Raw genomic sequence first — 22775 nt, forward strand, 5'->3', positions numbered from 1 at the left:
CGATCCCGTCCGATTACACCTTGAAGCCTGCCACCGAGCTACGCAGCGTTTGCGCCAGTCGGCCCAGTTCTTCAATGGAGACGTTGGTTTGCTGCGTGCCGCGAGAGGTTTCCTCGGTCACCGCCAGAATGTCCTGCATGCCGCGCGTCACTTCTGACACCGACGCCGACTGCGTTTGCGTTTGCACTGAGATGTTGCCCACAAGACTGGCGAGATCGCGCGAAACTCGACTGATTTCTGACAGCGCCTGACCGGCAGCGTCTGACAGGCGGGTACCTTCAACCACCCCCTGAGTGGTTTTTTCCATAGCGTTCACGGCGTCCTGAGTGTCGGCCTGAATCGCCCGCACCAGCGCTTCAATCTGCTTGGTCGCCTCGGCAGAACGTTCCGCCAGTCGCTGCACCTCTTCCGCAACCACCGTGAAGCCGCGACCCGCCTCACCGGCCGATGCTGCCTGGATGGCGGCGTTGAGAGCCAGCACGTTTGTCTGTTCGGTAATGTCGGAAATCAGCTCCACGATTTCACCGATCTCCTGAGAGCTTTCACCCAGACGTTTGATGCGCTTGGAGCTTTCCTGAATTTGCGCCCGGATCTCATTCATGCCTGCGATCTGGTTTTGCACCGCCAGGGAACCCTTTTCCGCCACATTCAAGGACTGCTCGGCCACTTTCGCGCCTTGTGTCGCGGAGGCTGACACCTCGTTAATCGACTGTGCCATCTGAAGTACCAGCGCACTGGAGCGCTGGATCTCGCCAGATTGCCGTTGCGACGCTTGATAGAGGCGTTGCGAAATGGCCTGTGCAGCCTGGGTTGCGCCGGCAACCTCACCGGTCGTCGCATTGATGTCCGACACCACCTTGCGCAGCTCGTCAACAGTGAAGTTGATCGAGTCGGCAATTGCCCCCGTCACATCTTCGGTAACGCTCGCCTTGACCGTCAGATCGCCGTCGGCCAGGGTTCCCATTTCGTTCAGCAGGCGCAGAATGGCTTCCTGGTTACGCTGGTTCTCACGTTCGTTTTCAGCAGCTCGAACACGCGCTTCGTTGAGGAACAAGTAACCCAGCGCTGCGCCGAGCAACAGCGAAAGAAGTCCGAGCGCCGCTGCGAGGTAGAGTGCAAAGTTTGCCGTGTTGCCAGCGCCTTCATAGGCGTTCGAGAGATTTTTGGCGCCTGCCATCAGTGGCTCGGCTTCCACAGTAATCACTTTGGCTGCCTGCTTGCCGGCGAGCAGCCTGGGCATGGCCCGCAATACCTCGACAAGACGCTTCTCCGTCTCTTGGAATCGGGACCCCAGCTCAGTCAATGTCTGTCGGGCCTCACCATCGCGAATGGCACTGACGCGGAGCGCGTCGCTGCCCTGCAGCAGACCATTCACAATGTCACGGAACGTCGCTGTATCTTTGCCGAGCAGGAACGCCACGTCGGAATCCACTTCATCGCCGACCAGCGCATTGGCGTTCTTGGCGATGCGCTGGGTGAGCATCACCAGATTGTTCGCGAGTGCGATTTCGCGGCCACTGCCGGACGAAAGCTGAGTGGCCAGTTGCTCTGCAAGCTCCAGCAGACCCTGATTGCCCTGGTTCACGTTACTTACAGCTTGTGACAGCGAAGTCAGGATCGCACGAGCGGCTACCAGTTCGTCCACTTTGCCGTCAACGAGCGTCCAGCGCTTTTCCAATTCGGTTACTGCGGTTCGCACGGCTTCAGACTGCGGCTCGCTCACCGAAACGCCGCGATACTCGCCGCCAGACGAGAGTGCCTTCAGGTTGCTCCGGAACTGCTCACGGCTCGACTGCAGTACATCAAAACCAGCTGCACCACCCATTTCCGACTGTGCGCCACCGCGGGCCAGACGCTGGGCCAGCATCTGCATCTCGGTTGCGGCCTCTTTCTGGGCGCCGTTTTTGCGTGCCTCGATCGCGTACAGACCGAACAGGATCAGCATCAGCACGAAACTGGTCGCCAACGCCGCCGCGAGGTACTGAAACTGCTTCGCGGTTGACAAGTGGCCAATCAATGGCAATTGCCGCACCGCCTTGCCGCCACGGGCAGCCGCACGCAACTGCTCGACCACTGACACAGCGCGAGTCGGATCGTAGGCGCTCGCCATGCCCGTGTCGCCCGCCAGCGGCGCTGCAACAACAGTCGGTATGTCGGCTGCCGGCGCCGAGCCTTTGCCCTTGAAGACTTTACCCAACTTTAGCTTCATAGCCCCTATCCCATAAATTATTCAGCGAACGACCTGCAAAAACTCAGCATCTGAGGCAAGCCGCTCCAGATCAACCTCGGTCCAACTCGTACCATCCCTGTCCACCCAGGCGGCGCTTTCCCACGCTCGGGTAAGCGGCGTCTCACCAGCGCGCATCTCGTCAAGCAGGCGCAGCCCAACGACCCGCGTCACGATCAGTCCCGCCCTAACTTTGCCAAGACGCTGCCCAAGCAAAATCAGCCGCTTGGCGGCAATGTCAGATGTGAGGTGCAGGCCCAACCACAGAGCAAAGTCCGTAACCGCGTATAGCGTGCCCCGCACGTTCGTGACCCCGAGAAACCAGGGCTGCGTCAGCGGCACCGGCGTGACCGAACCTACCGGCGAGACCTCGGAAACATCATCCAGGTTAAGCAAGAACCCCCGATCGCCGACCTGTACGGCCAGACGCGATTGCCGCTGCGGCAATTCGGCGGCCTGGCGCAAACGCATCGCCAGCGCTTCCTGAAAATCCCGCAGCCGATTTCGATCTCGCGCCACTTAGCGCTCCCCCTTCGACGATTGCCCGCTCCGGCGCGGCGCCGGATTTCGCGGAAGACTGTTGCTAGCCGTCAAGGCGCGCAATCTTGTCCAGCAGATCATTGGCATCGATCGGCTTGACAATGTAGTCGCGCGCCCCCTGCCGCAACCCCCAGATCTTGTCGGTCTCCTGACTCTTCGTGGTGCAGATGATCACCGGGATGTGTTTGGTCGCGTCATCCCGCGCTATCACTCGGGTGGCCTGGAAGCCGTTGAGGCCCGGCATGACAACGTCCATCAGAATCAGATCGGGCAGCAAAACCTTGGACTGGGCAACCGCCTCTTCGCCGCTGTCGCAGGTGTTGACTTCATAGCCGGCACGACGCAGGATTTCTGACAGCGCATGGCGCTCGGTTGGAGAATCGTCAACAACAAGAACTTTCTTCACAGGCATGGTGTTTCCTAGCTAATTGGCTCGTTCGCGGCCCGCGAAAGACGCCACCGCCGAAATGAGGCTCTCCTTGGTAAAAGGCTTGGTCAGGTACTGATCGGAGCCGACCATACGCCCTCTTGCGCGATCAAAAAGCCCGTCTTTTGAAGAGAGCATGACCACCGGGGTGGATTTGAATTTCGCGTTCTTCTTGATCAGCGCACATGTCAGATAGCCATCAAGGCGCGGCATCATGATATCGACGAAGATGACATCAGGTCGATGGTCGGCGATTTTTGCCAGCGCATCGAAACCATCCTCGGCAAGAATAACCTGACATCCCGCCTGCAACAGGAAGATCTCGGCGCTGCGACGAATGGTGTTGCTGTCGTCAATGACCATTACCTTGAGTCCGTCCACTTCGGACGGTTCCGCGTTAGCGCCTGTCGCCTGCATGTGCATGCTGCCAGAGTAAAAACAGTGAGGTGCAGTTTGCCACGCCTCGATCAAATTTGCATCGAACCGGCGCCTTTTTCTGCGACTTTTCTGTAGGTTGTAGGTGTGATGCAACTGTCATGATGACTTGGTCGCGTCCCATTCCGCCAATTGAATCGCCCTGAACCGACCGTCGTTTCAGCCCTGATTGAGGCCCAGAAAGAGTCGGTATGCGACGTTTTGCGTCTCTTCTATCCATGCATATCCCAGCTCGACTATGCGATTCAAGAACCGTTCAAGTTCCGGCGCATCGCGCTCCGGCACTTGGATACCTGCCAGTACGCGTCCGATATCCGAACCGTGATTCCGGTAGTGAAACAACGTGATATTCCAGTCGCCATTCATCACGCGCAAAAATTGCGCCAGCGCCCCCGGTCGCTCTGGAAAGTCAAATCGAAAAAGCCGCTCACCCACGGCTCCGGGGGCGTGCCCGCCAACGAGGTGGCGAACATGCAGTTTGGCCATTTCATTGTCGGTCAAGTCAACAGCCGCGATACCGGCCCGTTTGAAATCGCGAATGAGGCTGGCGGTCTCGCGCTTGTGCGACAGCTCGACCCCAACAAAGACATGAGCTTGGGTGCCGCCAGCGTACCGATAGTTGAACTCGGTTACCGAACGGGGCCCCAGCACTTCGCAAAATGCCCGAAAGCTGCCTGCTTTCTCGGGCAGCGTTACGGCCAATACCGCTTCGCGGGCTTCGCCAATGACAGCACGCTCCGCTACGAAGCGGAGGCGGTCAAAGTTCATGTTGGACCCGCAGGCGACTGCGACCAGGGTCTTGCCGCGGTAGCGGTGCTTTTCAGCGTATTTTTTCATGCCTGCGATCGCGGCTGCGCCGCCAGGCTCCAGAATTGACCGGCAGTCCGTGTAAACGTCCTTGATCGCCGCGCAAATCTCATCCGTGCTCACCAGCACGGTGTCGTCGACATACTGCTGACACAACCGGAATGTCTCGCTGCCAACCTGCTTGACGGCGATCGCGTCCGCAAACAGCCCTACCGTTGGCAACGTCACCCTGCGGCCGGCTCGCAACGACTCGACCATTGCTGCAGAGTCGGTTGGCTGTACCGCAATTACTTTAGTCTTGGGGCGCACCGCCTTGACGTACGCTGCGATCCCGGAAATCAGACCACCGCCACCAACAGCAACAAAAATTGCATCGATATCGCCCTGGTGCTGCCGGAGGATTTCCATGCCGATGGTTCCCTGTCCGGCGATGACGTCCGGATCATCGTAGGGATGGATGAATGCCTTGTTACCCTTCTTGACCAGCTTCTGGGCGTGCTCATATGAATCGGAATAAGATTCGCCGTGTAGCACCACCTTTGCCCCGCGTGCCTTTACCGCGTCAACCTTGATGGCTGGCGTGGTCCGCGGCATTACGATGGTGGCCTCGGTGCCAAGTTTCTGGGCCGCCAACGCCACGCCCTGCGCATGATTGCCGCTACTCGCAGCAACGACTCCCTTGGCCAACTGCGCCGCCGACAGGTGAGCCATCTTGTTGTAGGCGCCGCGCAGCTTGAAGGAGAACACGGGTTGCTCGTCCTCCCGTTTGATCAGCACGTTGTTACCCAGACGCTCTGAGAGCAGTCGCGCGTTGGTCAACGATGTCTCAACAGCGACGTCGTACACCTTCGCGTTCAGTATGCGAATCAAATAGTCCAAGGTCAGTCCTCGCGATGGTGGATCCGGTAGAAACTGCCCACGAACAAGGTGTCGGGCTTTCTTGCTTCCGGATCCAAAATTCTAGACGGCTCACAGGCTGCGACTTGCGCCAGAGGTCGGGGGCTGCCAGGCAGGCTCTGCAGGCAAAGGACCAGGAAACGCTGAAACTTGACTTGGCGATAACTACACTTGATTTCACGGGAATTCGGCGCCGACATGCGAGGAAATCATCTGAAGCGCTGCAAACAGGGCCGTCTGCATTGGTGATCGCCCGACCGTGCCGGCCGACACATGCATTAGCGCATCACGCAATGGCCAATAGCTCTGCCATCGTACGGCTAACCCCAAGGCCGTTCGACGCCAGACTGTTTGGCGAGGCGCCCGAGATAGTCACGGTGCGTATCCAGCACGGCGGGTTCCAAAAGGACAGGATGAATCGTCGCTGGCACGCTGTCGGCGGTACCGTTATCAATCGCCAGTGACGGCACCTGTGCGGGGAGCTCCATTTCAAAGGCGCCCTGGCCACGTGTCAGGCCGAAGTACACCTCCGCAAGGAGCCTTGCATCCAGCAAGGCACCATGCAGATTGCGCTGTGAGTTATCCACTCCGAGACGATCGCAAAGAGCATCCAGTGAATTGCGCTTGCCGGGGAACTTTTCCTTGGCTAGCGCGAGGGAGTCAACAATGACCAGATCCAGGCTTGACAGCGACGGCATGCGCAAGCGCGCAAGTTCGTGATTCAGGAACGATACATCGAATGGCGCGTTATGTATGACGACGCTCGCCCCAACCAGAAAGGCCAGCAGTTCGTGAACGATGGTCGCGAACTTGGGTTTGCCACGCAGGTCGTCCCAGGTGTAGCCGTGCACGGCCGTCGCGCCTGCGTCGATCTCCCGTTCTGGGTCAAGATAAAAGTGCAGGTGTCGGCCCGTTAGATCGCGACCGACAGCTTCTATGCCAGCAACCTCAATGATGCGATGTCCCGAGCGGGCATCAAGGCCTGTCGTTTCAGTGTCCAGAAAGACAAGTCGCTCAGCTGCTTCCATGCCGATTCAACGTTTCCTGAATTTCCTTGATTGCCATCTCTATCTCGCTGTCACTCAAGGCTCGGCGTCCGGTTGTCGGCTCAACCAGCGTGATCGTACGATCCATCTGGGTGCTGAATTCCCCCATCGCCAGTGTCTCGGTATGAGTTGTTGTGACAGTGTCTGACCACTCACCATTACTGCCAGCCCAACGGACCGCAATAATGCTCAGATTGTCGCAATCAACACCAGCGCGCTTCTCCGCATCATTGAGAAGTTCTGGCGTTGCCTTGCTCAATTCGGACTGGCCGATTCGCGCTACGAGCTCGCCATCGTTGTAGGCGCTCCAAAGGCCATCGGTGCAGAGAACGAGAAGGTCATTTGATTGCAGGGGAATTCGCGGTGAGAAGTCGACCGTTGGCTCGAATGCGCCGCCTAGACAGCTGAATACCTTGTTTCGGTCTGGATGTCTCCCCGCCTCGGCGGCCGTAATAACGCCGTTGTCAAGCAGGTATTGCACCTTGGAGTGGTCGCGAGTTCGTGCCTGCAAGGATCCCCTGCGAATATGGTACAGACGCGAATCGCCGGCGTGCGCCCAGTAAGCGGCATCATCCTGTACGACACAGGCGACACATGTTGTTCTAGGTGTATCAACCAGGCGAAATCGTTGGGCGTAGTCCGCCAAGGCACTATGCGCAGCTTTTAGTGCATTCTGCAAAAAGAGCACCGGCGAAGCCAGAACGGGTTTCGCCTCCTGTTCGAAACGCTCCAGAAGCAACCGCACCGTGATGTGGGCGGCGATTTCTCCGCCAACGTGTCCGCCCATGCCATCGGCAACAACGACAAAGAGTGCGTCGCGAGTATAGATATAGCCGACACGATCCTGATTGACCTTGCGCCCGCCACGGCGGGTCTCCTGAAAAATGGAGAATTCCATAGTCAGGCTGCCTGCCGATCGTCAGGTGCTCGTGACACGTCAACTGCCCCTGACGGGAAGTCAAGCACGACGATTCCCGCCGCTGGTCGATAGGCCCAGCTTTTCGGATATTCGCGCCAGAAGCGCCCGTTTGGGCGGTTCGGGGGCAGCAATGAGCATCTTTTGCACTTGATAGACGGACTGCGGGCGCTGAAGAGGATCCAACTTTAGGCACTGGTCAACCAGTTCGAGCAGTCTGGGCGAATACTTACCTGCCCATAGCTTTGCCGCGGAGACGTAATGGTCATCCTTGACCCTACTGTCGGCTGCCTGAGGCGCAAACGCAGCAAAACAAGCGAACAACGATGCGCCCACACCGTACAGGTCAGTCCATGGGCCCAGCCGGTCAGAATCGCCCTCCTTATATTGCTCAGGCGCAGCAAATCCCGGTGTGTACATTGGCGTCAGGCGGTTGCCGCGCGATGCGAGAACTTGACGCGCGGCCCCAAAATCTAGCAGGACTGGCGACCCATCAGTGCGGATGTAAATGTTGGCTGGCTTGATGTCAAGATGCAGAAGGCGACGCGAATGTACCTCACGCAAGCCGTTCAACAGCCTGGAAAATACATGGCGAATCAGGCCCTCTGGAAGCATGCCCTGATTGCCTTGAATGTACTGCTGAAGTGTTCGCCCGCGCTCATACTTCATCACCATGTAAACAGTCTCGTTGGCGCGGAAGAAGTTGAGCACTCGAACGACGTTGGGATGGCTTATGGTGGCCAGTGATTTCCCTTCGTCGAAAAAGCACTTCATCCCGAAGCGGAAGGAGTCAATATTCTCGATGGAACTTGCATGTACTCGCGAACCTTCCGAGCGCAGCACCAAGCCGCTGGGAAGGTACTCCTTGATAGCCACGACTGTCCCATTGTCGTCGACAGCTCTATAGACGATCGAGAAACCGCCCCTACTGATCGCACGGTCTATGCGATAGTTGTGCAGCTTGTAGCCTTGTGGAAGCGCCCTGTTAGCGACGATTGACATGTTCGGCTGCTCTTACCGACGGCACACCGATTGTGTGGTCGCGCACTCCGGCATGACACGCGTCAATACCTGCGCGGGACAGACGAGTTGCGAGACTGTCCGCCGCAAGTATTTGTTCTGCACATCCACGCCCATTAAGTGAGCATACATCAAGCTGTGACGACTGGTTCTTGCGTCGCCTTGTCGATAGCTCGCGACGGCCGAGATTGTCGCGCGGCGGTGTACCATTACCTTTTACCCACTGGCGCCGGCCAAGCCGGCGTGGCGCTACCTTTTCGAGGCTTGCATGGCACGCATTACTGTTGAAGACTGTCTGTCCACTATCGATAACCGCTTTGAATTGTCGCTGGCTGCTGCAGTTCGGGCGCGCCAGCTTGCAGGAGGGCATCAGCCTCTGGTCGATTCAGCGAAGCGCGACAAGCCGGTAGTGGTGGCGCTTCGGGAGATCGCCGGGCAGAAGGTGGATCGTTCGGTACTAAAGAAAATAGGGGTCTGAGGCACCCATGGGGCTTGCCCCTCAGGTCTCTGATTTTTTCGATCTTATAGCCCCTGCCTTTCGACCGGACGATCTTGCTCGCATCCATGCGGCTTGGTCCGTCGCCGACGCGGCCCATTCCGGGCAACTGCGGCAGTCGGGTGAGCCTTACGTCACTCATCCGCTTGCGGTAGCCCGTATTCTTTTCGAATCGCTGGAAGCAGACGCTGATGCCCTGTGTGCGGCGTTATTGCATGACGTTGTGGAAGATACCAATGTCGCTGTCGGCGACATTGAAAGCCGTTTCGGGCCTGTGGTTGCGCACATTGTTGATGGCGTCTCCAAACTGGATGACGTTCGCACAACTGGCTCGGCTGGCGCGAAAGAGGCCACGTTGCGCAAGCTCGTTGTCGCTGGCGGGCGTGATTGGCGCGTATTTGCTGTCAAACTTTGCGACAGATTGCACAACATGCGAACGCTCGGTGCCGTTGGGCGCAGCAAGAGACGCCGCGTTGCACTGGAAACATATCTCATCTTCTTTCCGCTTGCGCGTTACGTAGGTTTCGTCGGGATCGCACGCGAGTTGCAATCGCTATCTTTGCGGTGGCTCCATCCTTGGCGTTGGGACGTGATTTCGAGATGGTGTGACTACAAGCGAGCGGTTGACCGCCGACGGCTATCTGCGGTCATCCCTCAATCGTTATGGTCAAAGCTTGTCCGCGAGCGAGCGGGCGTCGACGATGATCGCCGCATCGCTGATGAAGTAATGGTTCAGGCGTTTGCTCTCCTGCGTGAAGATCGTGCAGGTCGCGCACTCTTTTCGTTGCCCACGCTGCACGTGCATTGTTCATCCGTAGAGGATGCGTATCAACGCTTGTCTGAACTTCATAGCCGGTTCGCGTACGTTCCGGGAAGTTTTCGCTCCGATGCCGGCGAGGGCGTTGTATCGTCCAAGGTGCTGATGGATCGTCGAGGGCTTGTCGCTGACTTTTTGTTCTGGTTTCCACGGGCAACTCGTGACCCTTGGGTTCGCGGCGCTAACGGCGAGTTTGCGGGAGGCGGCGATGACTTCCTCGCCGTCGCAGAGGGTGGTGACTCGACAGGAGAGTTCACAAGAGTGTTGCGCGACCTCGTCAATCAAGACACCGTGCAGGTTTTCTCGCCAAAGGGTAAGCGTCTGTCGCTTCCCCGCCATTCGACAGGGTTGGACTTTGCATTCTCGATTCACACGGACATTGGTCTGCGCGCTCGCTCTGTGCGTATCAATGGCGTAATTCGTGAATGCAGGACGGAGTTGGTCTCTGGCGATATTGTCGAAGTACTGACCGGCGATGATGTGGTCGCCCGACCTGAGTGGTTGTCGCAGCTCCGGTCCCCGAGGAGTCGCGCCAAGCTTCGTGCTTGGCTACGCGATGCATCGAGGCGTGAGGCTGTTACCTTTGGAAGGCGATTGCTCGTTGATGCCAGTCCGGATTTCGACTTTGACGCCTTCTTTCAGTCGCAGGATTCCGAAGCTCTTTTGTTGTCGTTTGGTGCAACTAGCGTCGACGAGTTGTTTAGGTTGATTGGCATCGGCCAGTTATCTGCCTACGCAGTGGCATCGAAGTCCAAGGGCGTGGATATGCACGACGTCATTGGTGGAGCCGCAGGAATGGACTCCCACAGACAACTGGTACTTGATGGCCGCCCGAGCAATGGGCTGAAGTACTGCGAAAGGTGCATGCCAATACCAGGAGACCACGTCGTCATCTTGTCGACGTATTCTGGAGCGGTAGTACATCGCCCGGCATGCTCGGCCTTGGGGGCGGGACGCTCGTCCAATGAGCACTTTGTCCCGGTGTGGGCTGGCCGAATGATTGAGCCTTTGCCGGTGCGGGTTGTGATTGAGGCGACGGACCGCAGAGGGTTGTTGGCAGACTGCGCGCGCGTGGTGGCTGACGCCAATGTGAATGTTTCGGCGGTGTTGACAAAGTCATTCGTGGACGAACTGACTCACCACCTGGCTGAAATGAAGTTCACTGTCCATGTGAAGAGTCGCGCAACGTTGGTTCGATGTGTCGAAGCTCTGCGCGACGTCGCAGGCGTTACGCGCGTCTATCGCTTGGCGCCAGAACTACAATCGAAGACGCCAACGATCGAGTCAGGTCGTGAGTATTGATTGCAATTCGCCTGACGCATACATCTCCTGCATGATGTCAGCACCGCCGACAAAATTTCCGTCGACATAAAGCTGCGGGATAGTCGGCCACGACGAGTAAGTCTTGACGCCTTCGCGAATGGCGCCATCTTCGAGCACATTGCAATACGCGAATTCTTGGATGCCGCAAGCTTGCAGTATCTGTGCGGCTCGCGAACTAAAACCACACTGGGGGAATTGGGGAGTCCCCTTCATGAATAGCACCACGCGGCTGCTGCCCACTATCGTGGCAATTTCAGCTTGGACGTTTCGTTCTGATGTGCTCACGGTAAATATCGCCTATAGATTGCTTGCTGCAATTGTAGTGTCGCGTATATGGGGATCCGTGCGCGAGAGTTGGCACGGTTGATAGAGGCGCGACGACACTAACGAGTCATCGGCGGATAGACGAACGCCCCACCGTGGAGGGGAGGGGCGTTGTTGTGTGGGGGTAGTTTGACGCTGACCTACTTTCGCGAGCTATAAGGCTGACTATCATTGGCGCTGAACTGTTTCACGGTCCTGTTCGGGATGGGAAGGGGTGGGACCAGTTAGCTATGGGCGTCAAACTAAAAGGGTACGCGGCGCGGCAACGGGTTGAATCGTTGTTGCGACGCGCTGGAAGAAGTTTTGGGTTGAGACTGACTCTCTGTCACACCGGTTGATTGACTTGCGGTGCGAGTTGTCCGGACAAGCATTGCTGCTCATTCGGGTTTTGATATTTGTGAGTTATAGGATCAAGCCGCACGAGTAATTAGTATCAGTTAGCTCAACGCATTACTGCGCTTCCACACCTGACCTATCAACGTCCTGGTCTTGAACGGCTCTTCAGGGGGGTCGAGCCCCCGGGGAAATCTAATCTTCGGGCGAGTTTCCCGCTTAGATGCTTTCAGCGGTTATCTCTTCCGTACATAGCTACCCTGCGATGCTTCTGGCGAAACAACAGGTACACCAGCGGTACGTCCATTCCGGTCCTCTCGTACTAGGAACAGGCCCCGTCAAATTTCCAGCGCCCACGGCAGATAGGGACCAAACTGTCTCACGACGTTTTGAACCCAGCTCACGTACCTCTTTAAATGGCGAACAGCCATACCCTTGGGACCGGCTACAGCCCCAGGATGAGATGAGCCGACATCGAGGTGCCAAACACCGCCGTCGATATGAACTCTTGGGCGGTATCAGCCTGTTATCCCCAGAGTACCTTTTGTCCGTTGAGCGATGGCCCTTCCATACAGAACCACCGGATCACTATGTCCTACTTTCGTACCTGCTCGACTTGTCAGTCTCGCAGTCAAGCGCGCTTGTGCCATTACACTCCAGTAGCGCGATTTCCGACCGCGCTGAGCGCACCTTCGAGCTCCTCCGTTACCTTTTAGGAGGAGACCGCCCCAGTCAAACTGCCCACCATGCACTGTCCCCACCCCCGATTCAGGGGGCCAGGTTAGAACCGCAACGCCATCAGGCTGGTATTTCAACGTTGGCTCCACCGAAACTAGCGTCCCGGTTTCAAAGCCTCCCAGCTATCCTACACAAACATCGTCACAGTCCCATGCAAAGCTACAGTAAAGGTTCATGGGGTCTTTCCGTCTTGCCGCGGGGAGATTGCATCATCACAAACACTTCAACTTCGCTGAGTCTCTGGAGGAGACAGTGTGGCCATCATTACGCCATTCGTGCGGGTCGGAACTTACCCGACAAGGAATTTCGCTACCTTAGGACCGTTATAGTTACGGCCGCCGTTTACTGGGACTTCAATCAAGAGCTTGCACCCCATCATTTAATCTTCCAGCACCGGGCAGGCGTCAGACCCTATACATCCACTTTCGTGTTAGCAGAGTCCTGTGTTTTTGGTAAACAGTTGCAGCCACCGATTCTCTGCGACCCTCTCGACCTTCGGATGTACTCCTACAATCTACCAGGGCATACCTTCTCCCGAAGTTACGGTATCAATTTGCCGAGTTCCTTCTCCAGAGTTCTCTCAAGCGCCTTAGAATTTTCATCCTACCCACCAGTGTCGGTTTGCGGTACGGTCAATTGTTGACTGAAGCTTAGAGGCTTTTCTTGGAAGCAGAGCATCGCCGACTTGGCACTCCGAAGAGCGTTTCGTCTCACCCCTCAACTAAGCCGCCCGGATTTACCTAAGCAGCACGTCTACAGGCTTTCACTGAGTAATCCAACACTCAGCTCGGTTAGCTTTCTCCGTCCCCCCATCGCATCAACAATCGGTGCTGGAATATTAACCAGCTTCCCATCGACTACGCATCTCTGCCTCGCCTTAGGGGCCGACTCACCCTGCGCCGATGAACGTTGCGCAGGAAACCTTGGGTTTTCGGCGAACGGGCTTTTCACCCGTTTTAACGCTACTCATGTCAGCATTCGCACTTCTGATACCTCCAGCATCCCTTACGAGACACCTTCACAGGCTTACAGAACGCTCCTCTACCATCGTATTGCTACGATCCGCAGCTTCGGTGTATGGCTTGAGCCCCGTTACATCTTCCGCGCAGGACGACTCGATCAGTGAGCTATTACGCTTTCTTTAAATGATGGCTGCTTCTAAGCCAACATCCTGACTGTCTATGCCTTCCCACTTCGTTTCCCACTTAGCCATATCTTGGGGACCTTAGCTGGCGGTCTGGGTTGTTTCCCTCTTGCCCTCGGACGTTAGCACCCGAGGACTGTCTCCCGTGCTCACTCTCACTGGTATTCGGAGTTTGCTATGGTTTGGTAAGACTACATGTCCCCCTAGCCATTACAGTGCTCTACCCCCAGTGGATATACACGAGGCACTACCTCAATAGTTTTCGAGGAGAACCAGCTATCTCCGGATTTGTTTAGCCTTTCACCCCTAGTCACAACTCATCCGCTGTTTTTGCAACAACAGTCGGTTCGGACCTCCAGTAGGTGTTACCCCACCTTCATCCTGGCCATGACTAGATCATCCGGTTTCGGGTCTACGCCCAGCTACTAAACGCCCTTATCAGACTCGGTTTCCCTACGCCTACCCTATTCGGTTAAGCTCGCAACTGAACGTAAGTCGCTGACCCATTATACAAAAGGTACGCCGTCACTCTTTCGAGCTCCGACTGTTTGTACGCACACGGTTTCAGGATCTATTTCACTCCCCTCCCGGGGTTCTTTTCACCTTTCCTTCACAGTACTAGTTCGCTATCGGTCGGCAACGAGTATTTAGCCTTGGAGGATGGTCCCCCCATCTTCAGACAGGATTTCACGTGTCCCGCCCTACTTCTCTCACGCCTAGTTCCACCGCCAACATTTCACCTACGGGACTATCACCCAGTATCGTCGGACTTTCCAGACCGTTTGGTTATGTCAACAGCTAAATCGTGAAGGCTCTTCCCATTTCGCTCGCCACTACTTTGGGAATCTCGGTTGATGTCTTTTCCTGCAGCTACTGAGATGTTTCAATTCACTGCGTTCGCTCTACCCTGCCTATGTATTCAGCAGGGAGTACCCTTGCGGGTGGGTTTCCCCATTCAGAAATTCCCGGATCAAAGCTCTATTGCCAGCTCCCCGAGACTTATCGCAGGCTTACACGTCTTTCATCGCCTGTTGCCGCCAAGGCATCCGCCATGTGCGCTTGGTCACTTGATCCTATAACGCTCAAACACCATCACCTGAGTCAACTCCTTTCGGCGTTAACTCAAACAACAGCACCGCGTCACAGGTGTGTATGAGAACTTGATGCCCCGAACCTTCAACCCGACCAACGGAAGCGGCCGGTATCGGAACACCAAAAATACAATCTAAACCCATGTCCACATCTCATCTCATCAATGAGCGTGAACAAACTTCTTCCAGATTTTTAAAGAACAGAGACTACCGATTGGATAGCCATCAGCAATAAGCGCTTGAACAACTTTTATTGCTGATGCCTATGCACCTGACCACAACCCGCGATATTTGAATGGTGGGTCTTGATGGACTCGAACCATCGACCCCCGCCTTATCAAGACGGTGCTCTAACCAGCTGAGCTAAAGACCCTCCGAAACTTTTAATCAGCGGCACCCATCTGGCGCAACTCATCGAAAGTGGTGGAGGATGACGGGATCGAACCGACGACCCCCTGCTTGCAAAGCAGGTGCTCTCCCAGCTGAGCTAATCCCCCGCTTGCCGCTTTACGCCCGCCGAAACCAGCTTGTCAGCCAGCCAGCAGCGCAAAGCGCAACAGGTTGTGTCTCTTTATGTTCAGACAACCGAAACGAGTGCAGGCACTTCGGAAGATCATGCTGAGAGTCTTTCGACCATCAAACACGTCTTCGAGGCGCGTTCTCTAGAAAGGAGGTGATCCAGCCGCACCTTCCGATACGGCTACCTTGTTACGACTTCACCCCAGTCATGAAACCTACCGTGGTAATCGCCCTCCTTGCGGTTAGGCTAACTACTTCTGGCGGATTCCACTCCCATGGTGTGACGGGCGGTGTGTACAAGACCCGGGAACGTATTCACCGTGACATGCTGATCCACGATTACTAGCGATTCCGACTTCACGCAGTCGAGTTGCAGACTGCGATCCGGACTACGATCGGCTTTGTGAGATTAGCTCCCCCTCGCGGGTTGGCAACCCTCTGTACCGACCATTGTATGACGTGTGTAGCCCTACACATAAGGGCCATGAGGACTTGACGTCATCCCCACCTTCCTCCGGTTTGTCACCGGCAGTCTCACTAGAGTGCCCAACTAAATGTAGCAACTAGTGACAAGGGTTGCGCTCGTTGCGGGACTTAACCCAACATCTCACGACACGAGCTGACGACAGCCATGCAGCACCTGTGCCCAGATTCCTTGCGGCACTCCCACATCTCTGCAGGATTTCTGGCATGTCAAGTGTAGGTAAGGTTTTTCGCGTTGCATCGAATTAAACCACATCATCCACCGCTTGTGCGGGTCCCCGTCAATTCCTTTGAGTTTTAATCTTGCGACCGTACTCCCCAGGCGGTCAACTTCACGCGTTAGCTTCGTTACTAAAAGGTTACCCTTCCAACAACCAGTTGACATCGTTTAGGGCGTGGACTACCAGGGTATCTAATCCTGTTTGCTCCCCACGCTTTCGTGCATGAGCGTCAGTGTTATCCCAGGGGGCTGCCTTCGCCATCGGTGTTCCTCCACATCTCTACGCATTTCACTGCTACACGTGGAATTCCACCCCCCTCTGACACACTCTAGCCTTGCAGTCACAATCGCAGTTCCCAGGTTAAGCCCGGGGCTTTCACGACTGTCTTACAAGACCGCCTGCGCACGCTTTACGCCCAGTAATTCCGATTAACGCTCGCACCCTACGTATTACCGCGGCTGCTGGCACGTAGTTAGCCGGTGCTTATTCTTCCAGTACCATCAAAGCACGAGGGTATTATCCTCGCACCCCTTTTTCCCGGACTAAAGCGGTTTACAACCCGAAGGCCTTCTTCCCGCACGCGGCATGGCTGGATCAGGCTTTCGCCCATTGTCCAAAATTCCCCACTGCTGCCTCCCGTAGGAGTCTGGGCCGTGTCTCAGTCCCAGTGTGGCTGATCATCCTCTCAGACCAGCTACCGATCGTCGCCTTGGTAGGCCTTTACCCCACCAACTAGCTAATCGGACATCGGCCGCTCCTATAACGTGAGGTCTTGCGATCCCCCACTTTCCTCTCTCGAGCGTATGCGGTATTAGCGTAACTTTCGCTACGTTATCCCCCATTACAGGATACGTTCCGATGCATTACTCACCCGTTCGCCACTCGCCGCCAGGGTTGCCCCCGCGCTGCCGTTCGACTTGCATGTGTAAAGCATGCCGCCAGCGTTCAATCTGAGCCAGGATCAAACTCTTCAGTTCAATCACTGCTAATTTCACAATACTCAAAATTACACTGAACGGTTCTTCGACATCCCTCCCTTAACTGACCTTTGGCGGCTTAGCAAAGCCTGGATCAATCAGAGAAGAACATCTCCCCATCCGTGCATGCACCTCTGAAGCTCGCCAAACCCTAGAGCGGCTGGCTATTCTCCGAAGTACCTACACGTTTCGGTTGTCTCAATTCTTAAAGAGCAGCGATTTCTCCATTCACCTCTTTCGAGGCTTTCCCGAATCTGCCTTCCGGCTTTTTCGAGAGAAATCATTTCCGGGGCATCTATTCTAATGCCTCGCAAATTATTTCTCTCAACTTACTCAACGCGCTTACGCCACATCAAGCAAGTCTTTGTTTCACAGACTTCGCAACCATTTCCAAATCTTTGTCAGACCTGAACTGGTTGCGGGGGAAGGATTTGAACCTTCGACCTTCGGGTTATGAGCCCGACGAGCTGCCAGACTGCTCCACCCCGCGCCTGCGGCTTCTGCCTTTCAAACTCAGCACAACTAACTCGTTGTTATTTGCTGCGTTGCGTTCGATCAGCGAAGACAGAAATTATGGCACAGCTAAAAACCCTTTGCAACCCCATCCCACCCAAAAACCCCTCTTTACCCCCTCTTTTTGCCTAACTCTTAAGCATTCCACCGCCCATTCCTTAAGCAACATCACCCGCCAACCCAATACTCACAACAGTTTGTGAAAAAAAGAGAATTTTTTCGAATTAACGCTTGCCGGCACGGCGTGGGGTAGTAGTTACTTCACCAGACTTTGCCGCCAGACGTTCCTTCGCCACAAAATCGCGAATTGCCGGATAAACAATGCTGCGCCAGCGGCTGCCGGAGAAGATACCGTAGTGGCCGCAACCCTCCACCAGCAGGTGATTGCGCCTCGATTGCGGAATGTTCGAACAGAGACCGTGAGCAGCGTACGTCTGGCCCGGGCAGGAAATATCGTCTTCGCCGCCCTCGACCGTCATCAGGCCAATATCCTTGATCGCAGCAGGCGCCACCTTTTCACCGTGCACCTCCATCACACCGCGTGGCAGGCGAAACTCCTGGAACACACGCTGCACAGTTTCCAGATAGTAAGCGGCGTCGAGGTCGAGCACCGCGTTGTACTCGTCGTAGAACTTGCGATGTGCATCCGTATCGCCCGGGCCATCACCACGCATCATGTTGATGAAATATTCCCAGTGCGATTTGGCGTGGTGCCCAGGATTCATCGCAACGAAGCCGTAGTGCTGCAGGAAGCCTGGATAGACGCGGCGGCCAAAGCCCGGATACTTCGCGGGCACGCGCGAAATCACGTGCCGCTCGAACCATTCGATCGAATGCTTGGTGGCGTAGTTATTGACGCTTGACGGATTGACGCGAGTATCAATGGGGCCGCCCATCATGATCATTGCCTTGGGGCGCAACGGATCGTTCTGCGCGGCCATCAGGCTGACCGCGCACAGCACCGGCACCGTCGGCTGGCACACCGACATCACAAACACTTCCGGTCCCAGCGAACGCAGGAACTCCATCACATAGGTCACGTAGTCATCGAGGTGGAAGATCCCCTCCGCCAGCGGAACGATGCGGGCATCGCGCCAGTCGGTGATGAACACTTCGTGATCCTGCACCAGTGAGCGCACCGTATCGCGCAGCAAGGTCGCATGATGGCCCGAGAGCGGCGCCACCAGCAGAATGCGCGGCTCGCCCTTGGCGCCTACCTTGCTGAAACGGCGCAACTGGCAAAACGGCTTCTCGGCGACAACCGTCTCTTCGATGGCATGTGTATGCCCGTCGACACTGATCGTGTGAATGCCAAACGGCAGCTTCGGATACTCCTTCGTCAGCCGTATCGTCAGCTCGCTACTCGCCGCCAGAAAATCATTCGGCGGCAGATCCTTCCACGGATTGCCATCGGATTGCGCCCAGTTCATGCCCATTTCGGCCATAAAGCGCATTGGCGCCCCCAGGGATTTCTGCATCTCGTGAAACGCGTACAACATGACTCTTGATCCCTCTGAAAACTTTCTCTGTACTGATTGTCAGCCGTCCGCTGCGACCGATGTCTAAATCTGCGCCAACCCGCGCGCCAGGTCGTCGCGCAAGTCGTCCTGCGCTTCAAGGCCGACGGCGACGCGGATCAACGCGTCACCAATGCCCGCCGCGTCGCGTGCCGCCTGTGTCATGCGCCCGTGCGTGGTCGTCGCCGGGTGCGTAATCGTGGTCTTCACATCGCCCAGATTGCCGGTGATAGACATGATCTTCACTGCGTCCACCACCTTCCAAGCCTCGGTCTTGCCGCCCTTGACGTTGAACGAGAGCACCGCGCCGCCGCCCGACTGCTGCCGCTTCGCCAGCGCCACCGACGGGTGCGACGCCAGGAACGGATAGTTCACGTTCGCCACCTTCGGGTGGGCCGCCAGCCACTCTGCAAGCGCCAATGCATTCTCGCTGTGCGCGCGCATGCGGATCGGCAGCGTCTCCATGCCCTTCAAAATCACCCATGCGTTGAACGGAGCAAGACTCGCGCCCGTGGTACGCAGGAAGTTGTAGACGCGTTCGCGGCACATCTCCTTCGTGCCCACGATTGCCCCCCCCATCACCCGTCCCTGTCCATCAAGGTGCTTGGATGCTGAATGAATCACCACATCGGCGCCGAGCGCCAGTGGCCGCTGCAACACCGGTGTGCAGAAACAATTGTCGACGGCAAAGGTTGCGCCGACCTTACGCGCCATCTCTGCGATCGCGGCGATGTCAAACACATCGGCCATCGGATTCGACGGCGTTTCCAGGAACACGAGTTTGGTGCCGGGTCGGATTGCCTTCGCCCAGGCATCAAGCCCGGTCGAGTTCACCACCTCGCAAGTGACGCCGAACTTGCCCATCACCGGCGCACCGAACACATTGAGCGTTGAACCGAACACGCTGCCGCTGGTGACGATATGGTCGCCCGCCGAGCACAGCGTCATCGCCAGTGTCGAAATCGCCGCCATGCCAGTGGACGTGGCGATCGCGGCGTCGGCACCCTCCATCGCCGCCAGGCGACGCTCGAACATGTCCACCGTCGGATTGGTGAAGCGCGAGTAGATGTAGCCAGGCTCCTCGCCGGTAAAGCGCTTCGCGGCCATTTCGGCAGACTCGTGCACAAAGCTCACCGTGGCAAACAGCGCCTCGGAATGTTCGTTGAAAGGCGAACGCAACCCACCCGCGCGGATGGCTAGCGTGTCTACGGAGTAGTCGTGATCGTTCATTGTGCTCTCTTCGAAATGTCGCGGACTTAAGGTTTCGGCTGCGAGTGTCTATCCGCATTCTTTCCGAGGTTTGCGCCTATCAGTATTGCCCCACTCATAGCATTGGAAATTGGCTTGTGTTCTTCCCACTTTTCCACCGGGCTACCGAAAGTCTGCACGACCACCATGTCTCCACTTTTCGACCAGCTAAAGGTATAGAGAATATGAAACCGCTTAGGCGCTTCAGAACCCAACTGAATCGGCTCGATGACCTCCAAGCACTTGCGCCAAAAGAACCCTGCGTCTGCTGGCAGCGCGCACTCTTTTATTACTTCCACGTCACTACTGGTCTTCTTCTTCACGATTTGCGCATCAACAAACATATCGCGAGGCTGCTTTGTGCCCTTTTCCACGCCGAGCAACAGTTGGATTCGCATACCGGTCTCGTAGTAGGGCTCGGGTTTCTCCTTGGACAACGTGTATAGCCAACCGCTTGCGGTCCCGCTGCTGCGATAGTGCCAACCCATTGGCATCGCAATGCCTCCATCGGTGGCTTCCAGACGCTGCAGGGCATACCCGTCTGGAACATTGATGTCTTGCGCGAGACACCAATGGCTAATGCACAACCACAGCAACATCGCGCTGACTGAACGATTCACAGTCGCGATTCCCTTCACTGATCCGCCCCCACCACCTCGCCCCGGGACTCATCGCGCGCCACCGCCAGCCCCTTGAGGAACTGCGGCGTGATGTCGCCAGTGACGTAGCAGCCGTCGAAGCAGGACGCATCGAAGTCGGCGATCTTCGCCGGATGCGCCGGATTCTGACTTTGCAGGATTGCGCGCTTCATGCCGTCGATGCTTTGATAAATCACGCGGTCCGCGCCAATCGCTTCGGCCACCTGCTCATGGGTCTTGCCCACCGCGATCAGTTCGCTCGGGGTGGGCATATCGATGCCGTACACGTTCGGATAGATCACCGGCGGCGCAGCGCTGGCGAAGAACACCTTCTTCGCGCCGGCCTCGCGCGCCATCTGCACGATCTCACGGCTCGTCGTTCCGCGCACGATGGAGTCGTCCACCAGCAGCACCGTTTTGCCGGCAAATTCGCTGGCGATCGGATTCAGCTTCTGGCGCACACTCTTCTTGCGCATGGCGTGGCCCGGCATGATGAAAGTGCGGCCGACATAGCGGTTCTTCACAAAACCTTCGCGATACGGGCGGCCGATGCGGGTGGCCAACTCCAGTGCGCTCGGGCGGGATGAATCGGGGATCGGCACCACCACGTCGATGTCCTGCCAGTCGGGCAGCTTCATGATTTCGCCAGCCAGCTCGGCACCCAGGTGGACGCGGGCGTCGTACACGCTGATGCCATCAATCACCGAATCCGGCCTTGCGAGGTAAACGTATTCGAAGATGCAGGGATTGAGCTTCGGGTTCTGCGCGCACTGCTGGGCATGTACATGGCCCGCGAAATCGATGAACAGCGCTTCGCCAGGTGCGATGTCACGCACAAACTGAAAGCCCAGCACGTCAAGCGCCACGGTTTCACTGGCGACCGCATATTCCGGCCCGGCCATTGTCTCGTTGCGGCCATAAACCATCGGCCGGATGCCATGCGGATCGCGGAACGCCAGCATGCCGTAGCCCGCAATCATCGCGGTCACCGCATACGCGCCCTTGCAGCGCAGATGCACCGCGGCGACCGCCTTGAAGATCATCTCTGGCGTCAGCGCGCGACCGCCGCCCGCAGCGCGTTCGAGTTCGAGCGCCAGCACGTTGAGCAGCACTTCACTGTCGCTGTTGGTATTGATATGGCGCGCGTCGAGCTTGAACAGATCCGCCTTCAACTGCTCGCCGTTAGTGAGATTGCCGTTGTGCACGAGCGAGATGCCGAATGGCGAATTCACGTAGAACGGCTGCGCCTCATGCTCGCTCACCGCGCTGCCGGCCGTCGGGTAGCGGACATGGCCAATGCCGGCGTTGCCGAGCAGATCGCGCATGTTGCGGGTGCGGAACACGTCGCGCGCCATGCCCTTGGCCTTGTGCTGGTGGAACACCGCGCCATCGGCGGTCATGATGCCGGCGGCGTCCTGCCCGCGATGCTGCAGCGTCATCAGGCCGTCGTAGATCAACTGGTTCACCGGGCCGTGCGAAACGATGCCGATCACACCACACATGGGAGCATCCTTGCGGCAGCCGCCGCCATCTTGAAATCGGTACCGGCGACGGTGGGCGTCGCCGGCTGAAACTTGAAGCGTTTTGCCAGATCGTCCGGCAACTTGCTGCGCAGGATCGCCGCGAACGTCGCCAGCGGCTTCGCGGTCACGCTGTCACGCCACCAGGCGAATGAGGGCAGGCTGGTGGCGCCAGCGACCAGCACCAGCAGCACCACAATCAGCACACCGCGCAGCACACCAAACACCATGCCAAGCGCACGATCAACAAAGGACAACCCCACCGCCTTGACCAATTTGCTGAACGCGAATCCGATCACGCTCAGCAGCAGAAATACGCCCACAAACACCAGCGCATAACCGGCCAGTGAGCGCAGCCACGCGGTTTCGGCGGAAAGCTGCAGCATCGGCAACATCTGCGCCACCCGACTGCCGAACAGAAACATGCAGACAATCGCGGCGATCCAGGCGGCCAGCGCGAACACCTCACGGATCACACCCCGCCACAGCCCCAGCAGCGCAGAAAGAAGCACCACCACGATGACTGCAATATCAAAGCCGGTCATGAGGTGTTGGTGT

The 22775-nt window shown here is 57.0% G+C and carries 16 protein-coding genes, 3 tRNA genes and 3 rRNA genes; 2 read left to right on the forward strand and 20 right to left on the reverse strand.

Annotation, left to right across the window (positions count from 1 at the left end; all coding sequences use genetic code 11):
• Positions 1 to 13: 13 nt before the first annotated feature.
• The 8 genes from FKL89_RS19230 to FKL89_RS19265 form a co-directional block, all read right to left on the reverse strand.
• On the reverse strand, positions 14 to 2209 hold the full coding sequence (locus FKL89_RS19230) for a methyl-accepting chemotaxis protein (RefSeq protein WP_156864329.1): 2196 nt from the start codon (positions 2207 to 2209) through the stop codon (positions 14 to 16).
• 21 nt (positions 2210 to 2230) lie between these two features.
• A complete protein-coding gene (locus tag FKL89_RS19235; protein ID WP_156864330.1) occupies positions 2231 to 2746 on the reverse strand; it encodes a chemotaxis protein CheW in 516 nt (171 codons plus the stop codon).
• 64 nt (positions 2747 to 2810) lie between these two features.
• A complete protein-coding gene (locus FKL89_RS19240; RefSeq protein ID WP_156864331.1) occupies positions 2811 to 3179 on the reverse strand; it encodes a response regulator in 369 nt (122 codons plus the stop codon).
• Positions 3180 to 3191: 12 nt separating this feature from the next.
• Complete coding sequence (locus tag FKL89_RS19245; protein WP_272953710.1) at positions 3192 to 3617, reverse strand: response regulator; 426 nt, start codon at positions 3615 to 3617, stop codon at positions 3192 to 3194.
• 171 nt (positions 3618 to 3788) lie between these two features.
• A complete protein-coding gene (gene ilvA / locus FKL89_RS19250; protein ID WP_156864332.1) occupies positions 3789 to 5321 on the reverse strand; it encodes a threonine ammonia-lyase, biosynthetic in 1533 nt (510 codons plus the stop codon).
• Between the two features lie 332 nt (positions 5322 to 5653).
• Entirely contained in the window at positions 5654 to 6361 is a 708-nt protein-coding gene (gene dnaQ, locus FKL89_RS19255; protein ID WP_156864333.1) for a DNA polymerase III subunit epsilon, read from the reverse strand.
• Entirely contained in the window at positions 6348 to 7277 is a 930-nt protein-coding gene (locus tag FKL89_RS19260; protein ID WP_156864334.1) for a PP2C family protein-serine/threonine phosphatase, read from the reverse strand. The genes dnaQ and FKL89_RS19260 overlap by 14 nt, the downstream gene beginning before the upstream one ends.
• Positions 7278 to 7337: 60 nt before the next feature.
• A complete protein-coding gene (locus tag FKL89_RS19265; RefSeq protein WP_156864335.1) occupies positions 7338 to 8297 on the reverse strand; it encodes a serine/threonine protein kinase in 960 nt (319 codons plus the stop codon).
• 286 nt (positions 8298 to 8583) lie between these two features.
• Between FKL89_RS19265 and rpoZ the strand changes: the two genes are divergently transcribed.
• Together rpoZ and FKL89_RS19275 are read left to right on the forward strand one after the other, a co-directional pair.
• The gene (gene rpoZ, locus FKL89_RS19270) at positions 8584 to 8793 is read left to right on the forward strand and encodes a DNA-directed RNA polymerase subunit omega (protein ID WP_156864336.1); all 210 of its coding nucleotides are present in this window, start codon (positions 8584 to 8586) and stop codon (positions 8791 to 8793) included.
• 7 nt (positions 8794 to 8800) lie between these two features.
• Positions 8801 to 10930, forward strand: a complete 2130-nt coding sequence (locus FKL89_RS19275) for an HD domain-containing protein (protein WP_156864337.1) — start codon at positions 8801 to 8803, stop codon at positions 10928 to 10930.
• Here the strand turns inward: FKL89_RS19275 and grxD are convergent.
• The 12 genes from grxD to FKL89_RS19335 all read right to left on the reverse strand — a co-directional run bounded on the left by grxD (position 10913) and on the right by FKL89_RS19335 (position 22762).
• Positions 10913 to 11164, reverse strand: coding sequence for a Grx4 family monothiol glutaredoxin (grxD, locus tag FKL89_RS19280; RefSeq protein ID WP_238363629.1), 252 nt, complete (start codon positions 11162 to 11164; stop codon positions 10913 to 10915). The two genes, FKL89_RS19275 and grxD, sit on opposite strands and share 18 nt — an antisense overlap.
• A gap of 238 nt (positions 11165 to 11402) precedes the next feature.
• Positions 11403 to 11517: ribosomal RNA gene (gene rrf, locus FKL89_RS19285) — 5S ribosomal RNA — on the reverse strand.
• A gap of 164 nt (positions 11518 to 11681) precedes the next feature.
• Positions 11682 to 14563: ribosomal RNA gene (locus tag FKL89_RS19290) — 23S ribosomal RNA — on the reverse strand.
• A 314-nt stretch (positions 14564 to 14877) separates the two neighbouring features.
• Positions 14878 to 14954 (reverse strand) — tRNA-Ile (locus FKL89_RS19295).
• A 48-nt stretch (positions 14955 to 15002) separates the two neighbouring features.
• A tRNA-Ala gene (locus FKL89_RS19300) sits at positions 15003 to 15078 on the reverse strand.
• A 169-nt stretch (positions 15079 to 15247) separates the two neighbouring features.
• Positions 15248 to 16781: ribosomal RNA gene (locus FKL89_RS19305) — 16S ribosomal RNA — on the reverse strand.
• Together the 16S, 23S and 5S rRNA genes with 3 tRNA genes alongside form the textbook arrangement of a ribosomal RNA operon.
• Before the next feature lie 413 nt (positions 16782 to 17194).
• A tRNA-Met gene (locus FKL89_RS19310) sits at positions 17195 to 17271 on the reverse strand.
• 247 nt (positions 17272 to 17518) lie between these two features.
• Positions 17519 to 18793 carry a polyhydroxyalkanoate depolymerase gene (locus FKL89_RS19315; protein WP_156864338.1) on the reverse strand — a complete coding sequence of 425 codons (1275 nt, stop codon included), beginning with the start codon at positions 18791 to 18793 and terminating at the stop codon, positions 17519 to 17521.
• Between the two features lie 63 nt (positions 18794 to 18856).
• Positions 18857 to 20041 (reverse strand): O-succinylhomoserine sulfhydrylase, encoded by a 1185-nt coding sequence (locus FKL89_RS19320; protein WP_156864339.1) that lies wholly within the window; start codon positions 20039 to 20041, stop codon positions 18857 to 18859.
• Between the two features lie 26 nt (positions 20042 to 20067).
• A complete protein-coding gene (locus FKL89_RS19325) occupies positions 20068 to 20679 on the reverse strand; it encodes a hypothetical protein (protein ID WP_156864340.1) in 612 nt (203 codons plus the stop codon).
• A 14-nt stretch (positions 20680 to 20693) separates the two neighbouring features.
• The gene (gene purF, locus FKL89_RS19330; RefSeq protein WP_156864341.1) at positions 20694 to 22199 is read right to left on the reverse strand and encodes an amidophosphoribosyltransferase; all 1506 of its coding nucleotides are present in this window, start codon (positions 22197 to 22199) and stop codon (positions 20694 to 20696) included.
• Entirely contained in the window at positions 22187 to 22762 is a 576-nt protein-coding gene (locus FKL89_RS19335; protein WP_156864342.1) for a CvpA family protein, read from the reverse strand. Before FKL89_RS19335 ends, purF begins: the two co-directional genes overlap by 13 nt.
• Positions 22763 to 22775 lie beyond the last annotated feature (13 nt).

Source organism: Casimicrobium huifangae, from assembly GCF_009746125.1.
Classification (GTDB): Bacteria; Pseudomonadota; Gammaproteobacteria; order Burkholderiales; family Casimicrobiaceae; genus Casimicrobium; species Casimicrobium huifangae.

Coding starts and splice junctions, on each gene's coding strand:
- purF (WP_156864341.1), bottom strand. CDS start 22,199: ATGTGTGGTGTGATCGGCATCGTTTCGCACGGCCCGGTGAACCAGTTG.
- FKL89_RS19275 (WP_156864337.1), top strand. CDS start 8,801: ATGGGGCTTGCCCCTCAGGTCTCTGATTTTTTCGATCTTATAGCCCCT.
- FKL89_RS19240 (WP_156864331.1), bottom strand. CDS start 3,179: ATGCCTGTGAAGAAAGTTCTTGTTGTTGACGATTCTCCAACCGAGCGC.
- FKL89_RS19320 (WP_156864339.1), bottom strand. CDS start 20,041: ATGAACGATCACGACTACTCCGTAGACACGCTAGCCATCCGCGCGGGT.
- grxD (WP_238363629.1), bottom strand. CDS start 11,164: ATGAAGGGGACTCCCCAATTCCCCCAGTGTGGTTTTAGTTCGCGAGCC.
- FKL89_RS19265 (WP_156864335.1), bottom strand. CDS start 8,297: ATGTCAATCGTCGCTAACAGGGCGCTTCCACAAGGCTACAAGCTGCAC.
- FKL89_RS19260 (WP_156864334.1), bottom strand. CDS start 7,277: ATGGAATTCTCCATTTTTCAGGAGACCCGCCGTGGCGGGCGCAAGGTC.
- FKL89_RS19230 (WP_156864329.1), bottom strand. CDS start 2,209: ATGAAGCTAAAGTTGGGTAAAGTCTTCAAGGGCAAAGGCTCGGCGCCG.
- rpoZ (WP_156864336.1), top strand. CDS start 8,584: ATGGCACGCATTACTGTTGAAGACTGTCTGTCCACTATCGATAACCGC.
- dnaQ (WP_156864333.1), bottom strand. CDS start 6,361: ATGGAAGCAGCTGAGCGACTTGTCTTTCTGGACACTGAAACGACAGGC.
- FKL89_RS19245 (WP_272953710.1), bottom strand. CDS start 3,617: ATGCACATGCAGGCGACAGGCGCTAACGCGGAACCGTCCGAAGTGGAC.
- FKL89_RS19335 (WP_156864342.1), bottom strand. CDS start 22,762: ATGACCGGCTTTGATATTGCAGTCATCGTGGTGGTGCTTCTTTCTGCG.
- FKL89_RS19315 (WP_156864338.1), bottom strand. CDS start 18,793: ATGTTGTACGCGTTTCACGAGATGCAGAAATCCCTGGGGGCGCCAATG.